The following is a 386-nucleotide window of genomic DNA, read 5'->3' as shown; positions in this document are numbered from 1 at the left end:
TTGATCCATGAGGGTGAGGGTGTGGCGGCCAAGGCTCTGGAGAGCCTTGGGATCAGTCTCGAGGGGGTGCGCCAGCAGGTCGAGGAGATCATCGGCCAGGGGCAGTCGGCGCCGTCGGGACACATCCCCTTCACGCCGCGGGCCAAGAAGGTTCTTGAGCTGTCGCTGCGCGAGGCGTTGCAGCTCGGGCACAACTACATCGGCACCGAGCACATTCTTCTGGGGTTGATCCGGGAGGGTGAGGGTGTCGCGGCGCAGGTGCTGGTGAAGCTGGGCGCTGATCTGAACAGGGTGCGTCAGCAGGTCATTCAGTTGCTGCACGGTTATCAGGGCAAGGAGCCGGCGGCGGCGGGCGGGCCGCAGGAGTCGGCGCCGTCGACCTCGCT

The 386-nt window shown here is 66.3% G+C and carries 1 protein-coding gene; it reads left to right on the top strand.

The window, feature by feature from the left end:
- The coding region (locus QSK36_RS43170; RefSeq protein ID WP_285786456.1) for a Clp protease N-terminal domain-containing protein at window positions 1-386 on the top strand (386 nt) is incomplete at both ends.

The sequence above is a fragment of the Microbispora sp. NBRC 16548 genome, from assembly GCF_030268985.1.
Classification (GTDB): Bacteria; Actinomycetota; Actinomycetes; order Streptosporangiales; family Streptosporangiaceae; genus Microbispora; species Microbispora catharanthi.
This window is presented reverse-complemented; position numbering and strand designations above follow the sequence as displayed.